The organism is Protofrankia sp. Cj3, from assembly GCF_917627355.1.
In the GTDB taxonomy this organism is placed as follows: Bacteria; Actinomycetota; Actinomycetes; order Frankiales; family Frankiaceae; genus Protofrankia.
The window spans coordinates 1-6413 of record NZ_CAKJTR010000238.1 but is presented as its reverse complement, the minus strand read 5'-3'; the positions used below and the strand labels follow the sequence as shown (position 1 = coordinate 6413).

Sequence of the window (6413 nt, the reverse complement as noted above, 5' to 3'; positions counted from 1 at the left end):
CCGGCATACCGTCAATTTCAGGGCCTGGAGAAGCGACAGGGTCTTGGGCCGGCCGACCGGTTTGTCCCAGTCAGGGAAAGCCTGCTCGGCGCGTTCGATGACCACAGCCGTCGCTCGGTGACTCAGCCCGGGAAGATGATACATGGAGGTCACCCTTCCTACGACATAGAAAATGTCGCAGAATCTCTAACGATGAGGAGGGCCTGTGTATTCCATGACGCGCTGGGTCTGCCCGGTACCAAAGAACGCAGGAAGTTGGCGGGTAGCGATCTCCCCATACGGCTACTGGCGAACGTATTGTTCCTGTTGCCGGTATCAGAATTTCAATGAAAACCGATTCGAATAGGGTTTCCGAACAGCTCCCCCGTGTAGGGATCGGTTGAGAATGAGCAGTCGGTCCTGGGAGTCCGCCCCTATCTGAGCAGCATCATGGGCCGTCGGTTCGGGATAGATGAGCGGTCGCCGCGAAGTCTCGTGTGATCGATGACCCCGTTCGGCTACTGAGCGTAGCCGCGTGTTGGGAGTCATCGAGGAGGTTGCTCGCTTCCCCTCGCGACACCCGACCTTCCCCTCGCGACACCCGACCAGCGCACGAATGACCGCATTGCCAGGTTCGTCGAGCCTCTGAAATAGTCGCCGCATCAGCGAGGTCTGACGGGGGGGTCTGTGGCAGGCGAGGATGGGCACGGCGGTTTGGCCAGGACCGGCACGATTGTGGGAATCGCCGCGGCCGTCGCCGGCGTTGTCATCGGCATCCTGCAGCTTGTGCCACACGCCGGCTCCCAGGCGGCCACACTGCCGCCGACGAGCAGCACGTCGGCGCGCTCTGTGACGGCGGCACCGATCGCGGACAAGTGCCTGCCGGGGTTGTGGGCGTTGCCCAGCAGTGCGATGGGGCCGGACATCGAGCTCAAGGACGGGACGAAGGTACCGATCACTCATGTCGAGGGCGGCGCCAATATGCACTTCGTCAGTGATGGCACCGGCGCGTTCGAGATGCACGACGTGGTCAGCGGCACGACGGTCGACGGCCGCGCCGTGGTACAGCAGGACTCCGGAGCCGACACCTTCGCCTACACCGTCGACGCGGGCAGCATCAGCTTTACCAAGGGCGAGGACAAGGCCGAGTCCGTAGTCCTCGTTGACGGCCAGGAAGTGGACAGGTTCCCGCAGACAGCCACGTTTACCTCGATGGCGTACTCATGCTCGGGCAACACGCTGATGCTGGCGTTCGACCCGTCGACGGCCTCGAAGGTCACACTCACCCGGGTCACGGCCTGAATCTCGTCGCGGGTGATCGTCAGTGGCGGCTCACGCCAGCGGTCCGGCCGCCACGTCGATGGTGAGGAGCCGGACCGCTGGCCTACGAGGCCGTTTCGGCGCGTCCCAGCCTTCCAACAGCTGGGCCCGGCGTCCGGCGGGTGTCGGGGAACCGGTCGGTCGCGGTGGCGGGCTGGCGGGCGTAGGCGAGCGCGTCCGCGCTGAACGGCCCGACGAGCGCGTCAGCATGCTCCCAGCGCAGCACGTGCCAGCGCTGGTCGGCCGGGTCCTGGAAGTAGACCCGGCCGACGTCATCAGCATCAACCCGGATCGGCTCCTTGCCTGCATGCGTGCTGGTGAGCGGGCTGGTCTGATTGCGGTAAGGCGACAGCGCGGGCCATCGATGCCGCGGCTCCCGGTCTCGTGGAAGGCTGGTATGTGGTCGGGTCCGCAGCCCTGGACGATTTTCGTCCCGGCGCCAGTGACATCGACTTCGTCGCCGTCACGGCAACACCGCCCGCCGACCACCAGCTCGCGGCGCTGGAAGGCGTGCATACTCGCTTGCCCTGCGCACCCAATCCTCGTCGATCGGGTGCGCCTCGGAGCGCATGATCTTCGCGGGTGTCATCGAATCCCTGCTTGACCACCACCTTGACCGGATCTTCACCTGACCGCACCGCCATCATCACGGCGGTCGCCACGCCCCACACCCCCAGCGCCTCACTGAGGGTGACTGCTCAAATAGCTTGCGGCCCGCTGCTCATGTAGTGCTCAACTACGAGGCCGATTGCCCATCTATCCGCGATCCCTACACCCCGCCGGTCCGCCCACGGGACCCCCCACCGGCACTCCAGTAAAGGCGGGTGGGCGTACGGAACGCTGCTGGCGCAGGTCGGTCGAGGTGTGCCGCCCACCCAAGCACTCCGCGACCTAATAGCGAGGCAACGAGCTGATAGTCGATGCGGGACTGGTGGGTTGGCGCTGGTGCCTCGGTGGGCGGTGTGCGTCCCGTATGCCTGGTGGCACTGTGCCCATTGTGTTTCTTTCGCAGTCCTTGACTTTTTGTCTTTTGCTTTTTGACTCTCCTCTTTTCCCTTTCTGGTTCTCGCGTATTGCGTTCGCTTTTCTGGCCGTCGATTTCACCATTGCAATCGTCACCCAAAGAATCATTAATTGATGGATGATTGGGGTTGTATTCGAATGCGCATAGGCGGAGAATTAGATATCGGCACCGGGAGATGGACGACACCCCCCGGAGTTCCCCAAACGTAGAGGAGAGATCTCGTGACCAATGACGCCTTTTCTTCTGACACGCCGTCCGCTCTTCCCGGCGCGAGAGTCCAGCCGGAAGACATGGCGAGAGTGACGGCGGACGACTGGGGCACGATTCAGACCAAGGCTCGCAAGTTCTGCCGTGTCCTGGACGCGGTCCACTCGCGTAAGCGGATGGACGGAAACGCGACCTACACAGGACGTGGGTACGGCACGGCGGACGTGAGCGACGACATCACGCAGGACGCCGTATTGCTGTTCGCCCAACTGCTTGGGAAGATCATCCGAAAGTTTGAGCCTGTGACCTACTCCGTGGCCACGCGGGAACCGGATTCCTGGCTCTACGTCACGAAGCAAGGCGGAACCTTCGTTGCCACACGTGACAGCATCCAGTACATCGCCATGCGGGACGCTGCCCGACGCAACGGATACCAGATCGACAAGAAGCCTGACGAGATCGACGCGACCCCCGGGGCACAGCAGATGAAGGCCGTTTCCCGCATGGAGTTCGTAGCCGTCGCGACGCACCTTGCCGCCAACAGTGAGGTCATCTGGCGGTTCGCGTTCGGTGACGGCACGGAGTTCCCGGTTCTCGCGGACGTGCTCAACGAAGGAAACAAGGCCGATGACCTCGGGCGCGCGGGCGTCCTTTCCAACGTGGCACAGAAGCGCCACGGGGGCGCCTTCGGTTCCCGCCGTGCCGTGATCCGTACCCGTGACGCTGCCCTAGCGGAGTTTCGGGAACTGTCCGAACGAGCGGATTCCGTGCGGGAAATGATCACCTTCCGTGCCACGCGGGACGGCACGGAAGACTGACGTTCCATCTGTCCTCGCGGAGAGGGCATCGGGAGATTCTCCCGGTGCCCTCTCCGCGTTTCTTGGCCACCTTTTCGGCCGGACGGTCGGGACGCTTCCGGGCGCGTAACAAGGTAGAGGGTGGAAACGCCCGAACCTGCCTGGTGAGCGTGTTTCCGGCCGGACGGTCGGGACGCTTCCGGGCGCGTAACAAGGTAGAGGGTGAAAACACTCGAACCAGCCTGGCGAGCGTGTATCCGGCTGTCCTAACGAAGGGTTGGTCTGTGTTTGACATTCTTGCCGATCGTGAGCGTGCGTTCGCGATTGTCCAGCGGCGCGGCCTGGATCACTTCCTGATGCTGCTGGATCGTCTGGCGTCGATTTACCACGGCTGTGACTGCAAGATCTACAAGTTCAGCCTGGAGTGGATGGATGAACCGTTCCTACTCAAGGCGCGGGGGATTCACGGCGACCTGTTGATCTGGTGGCGTTAGGTGCCTACCGGCCGTGCATCCAAAACGTGTCGACCGTCATGTTGAGGGAGGGCCTGTGACCTGTGAAGTTCTGTCTGAGGAGTTCGTGCGCCGCTTTGAGCGGGGAGTGTGGCGCGAACTGATCGAATCGGCGATGGTCGAATGGTCGCCAGACGAGACCACGAATCTGTACGGCAGTGGTTTCGATGGAACAGAGACCGAGTATCTGCGCGGCGATCCCGGCAGCGAGATCCGTGACTTCCTGGAGGGCGCCGCCGATCTGTCGTTGCTGGTCGAGCGTCTGGGCGATCGTGCTCCCGTGCCCGAGTCGCTGGGCCAGGACTGGGTCCTGTCTCGGCAGCGGCAGGGTACCGGCCTGTGGGACCGCGGCTACGGCCCGGAAGGGGACCGGCTGCACGAACAGGCGATCGTCTACGGCGACATCCTCTTGGAGATCTCCGGGGTCGAGGAGGACTGCGACGGCTGGGTGGTGCGAGTCCTGTGACCGGCCGGCATCTGTGTGTCCACCATCGCGACTACTACGACCACGAGGTCCACGACGGAGACATCTACCCGCACGGCGAACGGTCCGAGGATCTCGACTGCGAACCCGACGACTTCGATCGCGCGGACGGGCTCGGCGCCGTGGATCTTGCCGTAGCCATCCTGAAGGACTTGGCGGTCACAGAACCGTCGGGCGGCCCGGACTTTCCCGGGCCGCACTGCTGGTGGGGCGGCACGGTCACGCTGGACTACTACACCGGCGAGATGCGGGAGACCTCCGCGCATCCCCGTGGGTTCAGCGATGCCGAGTGCCGCGACATCTGGGCGCGGCTGACCGGCGCATAGCCAGCGTGCGCGTGCGCCTTTCTCTCTGCTCTCTGCTGATCTTTCTGAGGTGGTGCCATGCTCGGCGTGCTCGCGGACCCCACCGTTCGGATCGGGGTTTACATCGACGATGACCACGACTACTACCTGTCCCCAATTGGCGATCTCGATGTGATCGCCGAGGAACGGGCGCACTTCGCGGACGGGACGTGGTCGGCCTACCTGCTGGTGACGGTCGTCCAGTGCCCGCACTGCGACCGCCGGTACAGCACGGACGTGCTCGGCGGCGTGGTGGCCGAGACGACCGCGCTGGCCGGGTCGATCGTCTGGGCCGACAACCCGTTCCTACGGGAGAGCTCCGCCGACTACCTGACGATGCATATCCGGGACCTGATCGCCGCCGAGCGGGAGGACCCGTCCCCGGCCACCGCCTGGCTGCCCCTGCCCGGGGACGCGCCGTGAGCCGGGTCGAGGCACTGCCGCTGGCGAACGGCGCGCGAGCCCGCCGGGGCAACGTCGCGCTGTTCGTCTCCCCGCATCGGGAGCCGCTGACCGGCGGAGGCCCGGACGCCGTCACCGTCGACCTGATCGTGATCCGCTCGATCACCCACGACGGCAAAGTACGCGCCTACGAGGAAATGTGGCCCGGCGGCCGGCCCGTCCGCCTCGCCACCACCGCGTGGAAGATCACCAGCCTGGTCGACGCGTCGGTGCTCGACACGGACCGTGCGGTCGCGATCGCCCGCGCGCACACCTACCCGGGCCACAACCAGGTCCGCCCATGGGCTTCGCTCGCCGAGGCCCGCGCGGCGCTGCGCCCCGCCCGCACGCCCACTCCGTAGCCCTCCCGCATGTTTGCCGCCGGACGGTGTCCGGCGGCAAACATGCACATCGGCGCCCACCCCGGTCGCTCGATGAAAGGAGCCCGAATGTCGAAGGAAACCCTGGCCTGGCTGAACAGCAACACGCTGATCGGGTTCACCGACAAGCGTGGCCATGCCTGGCACTACCGCGCCGACCAGCAGCAGGGCGAGGCCAACCACTACCCGGGGCCGATCCCTGCGCAGGACGTCGAGCGTCGGCTGTTCGGCTGGCAGGCCCTCGAACTGCCGATCTACGTCGAGTCGCCCGTCACCGGCGGCTTGGACGTCGTCCCGGACCGCAAGGCGATCGTGCGGTCGGACACCGGCAGCGTGATGGGGCTGTTCAGCGACGGCTACCAGCCGCACCCCTACCAGCAGTGGCTGGTCGACAACGTCGGGCAGCTCCTCGACGACGATCTCGCGATCGGCTCGGCCGGTCTGCTGCGCGACGGTGCAGTGGCGTGGGTGTCGGTGGAGGTCCCCGACACGATCACGACCCCGGAGGGCGTCGCGTTCCGCCCGAACCTACTGGCCACCACCAGCTTCGACGGGTCGCTGTCCACGACCTACAAACGGATCGTCACCAACGTCGTGTGCGACAACACGATGGCCGCCGGCCTGCGGGAACAGGGACAGCAGACCAAGGTCAAGCACTCCGCCAAGTCGCACCTTCGGCTCGCCAAGGCCCGGGGGGCACTCGCGATCGTGCACACGATCGCCGACGACTTCGCCGCCGAGGTCGCCGAGCTGTGCGCGCTCGACGTCTCGGACCGGCAGTGGGCGGCGTTCCTCGACGCCCACGTCCCGATGCCCGAGGACAAGGGGCGGGCGCGGACCAGCGCCGAGAAGCACCGCGACACCCTGGCCCGGCTGTGGAACCACGACGAGCGGGTCTCGCCGTGGCGGAACACCGGCTGGGGCG

10 protein-coding genes are annotated in these 6413 nt (G+C 65.5%); 9 read left to right on the top strand and 1 reads right to left on the bottom strand.

What is annotated here, in order from left to right:
• The first annotated feature begins 693 nt into the window (after nucleotides 1-693).
• Nucleotides 694-1281, top strand: coding sequence for a hypothetical protein (locus MJ783_RS21225; protein WP_239313157.1), 588 nt, complete (start codon nucleotides 694-696; stop codon nucleotides 1279-1281).
• 82 nt (nucleotides 1282-1363) lie between these two features.
• On the opposite strand, the gene MJ783_RS21220 is transcribed toward MJ783_RS21225, so the two are convergent.
• Nucleotides 1364-1525 carry a hypothetical protein gene (locus MJ783_RS21220; protein ID WP_239313155.1) on the bottom strand — a complete coding sequence of 54 codons (162 nt, stop codon included), beginning with the start codon at nucleotides 1523-1525 and terminating at the stop codon, nucleotides 1364-1366.
• Between the two features lie 158 nt (nucleotides 1526-1683).
• Here MJ783_RS21220 and MJ783_RS23805 point away from each other — a divergent pair, with 158 nt between their 5' ends.
• The 8 genes from MJ783_RS23805 to MJ783_RS21185 form a co-directional block, all read left to right on the top strand.
• Nucleotides 1684-1872: a nucleotidyltransferase domain-containing protein gene (locus tag MJ783_RS23805; RefSeq protein ID WP_370651758.1), complete on the top strand. Its 189-nt coding sequence runs from the start codon at nucleotides 1684-1686 to the stop codon at nucleotides 1870-1872.
• A gap of 672 nt (nucleotides 1873-2544) precedes the next feature.
• Nucleotides 2545-3348 (top strand): hypothetical protein, encoded by an 804-nt coding sequence (locus MJ783_RS21215; RefSeq protein ID WP_239313153.1) that lies wholly within the window; start codon nucleotides 2545-2547, stop codon nucleotides 3346-3348.
• Between the two features lie 263 nt (nucleotides 3349-3611).
• Nucleotides 3612-3821 carry a hypothetical protein gene (locus tag MJ783_RS21210; RefSeq protein WP_239313151.1) on the top strand — a complete coding sequence of 70 codons (210 nt, stop codon included), beginning with the start codon at nucleotides 3612-3614 and terminating at the stop codon, nucleotides 3819-3821.
• Nucleotides 3822-3876: 55 nt separating this feature from the next.
• The gene (locus tag MJ783_RS21205) at nucleotides 3877-4305 is read left to right on the top strand and encodes a hypothetical protein (protein ID WP_239313149.1); all 429 of its coding nucleotides are present in this window, start codon (nucleotides 3877-3879) and stop codon (nucleotides 4303-4305) included.
• The gene (locus MJ783_RS21200) at nucleotides 4302-4649 is read left to right on the top strand and encodes a hypothetical protein (RefSeq protein ID WP_239313146.1); all 348 of its coding nucleotides are present in this window, start codon (nucleotides 4302-4304) and stop codon (nucleotides 4647-4649) included. Before MJ783_RS21205 ends, MJ783_RS21200 begins: the two co-directional genes overlap by 4 nt.
• Before the next feature lie 57 nt (nucleotides 4650-4706).
• On the top strand, nucleotides 4707-5090 hold the full coding sequence (locus tag MJ783_RS21195; RefSeq protein WP_239313143.1) for a hypothetical protein: 384 nt from the start codon (nucleotides 4707-4709) through the stop codon (nucleotides 5088-5090).
• Nucleotides 5087-5470: a hypothetical protein gene (locus MJ783_RS21190; RefSeq protein ID WP_239313140.1), complete on the top strand. Its 384-nt coding sequence runs from the start codon at nucleotides 5087-5089 to the stop codon at nucleotides 5468-5470. The genes MJ783_RS21195 and MJ783_RS21190 overlap by 4 nt, the downstream gene beginning before the upstream one ends.
• An 87-nt stretch (nucleotides 5471-5557) precedes the next feature.
• Nucleotides 5558-6413: DUF932 domain-containing protein (locus MJ783_RS21185; RefSeq protein WP_239313138.1), on the top strand; the 856-nt coding region annotated here is incomplete at its 3' end.